General features: G+C 45.6%; 1 pseudogene. It reads right to left on the reverse strand.

The features are described 5' to 3' along the window. Positions 1 to 263, reverse strand: a pseudogene (locus BSAG_RS23690) (DDE transposase); the annotation flags it as partial.

Genomic DNA, 263 nt, shown 5'->3' on the forward strand with positions numbered 1-263 from the left:
GCATACGAGTCTGTGATTTCCTGCGTTTACGCAGTTTGCTATAAGCAAGATAGGCACGGCGTACATCAAGATACTTGTTACGGGGACGTTGTATGTGCAAGGTCTGGCAATGTTTGCACAGATGACGATGAAGCCATACAATACCTTCCCATAAGAGTTTGGTATCAGTAGGGAAACGCAGATGACTTTCATAACAGGTGGCATCGGTCATACAGACATGAAGGTTCTCAAGATAAGGTGTCCAATGCTCGGCAAGAATGAGC

Source organism: Bacteroides sp. D1 (genome assembly GCF_000157095.2).
GTDB lineage: Bacteria > Bacteroidota > Bacteroidia > Bacteroidales > Bacteroidaceae > Bacteroides > Bacteroides xylanisolvens.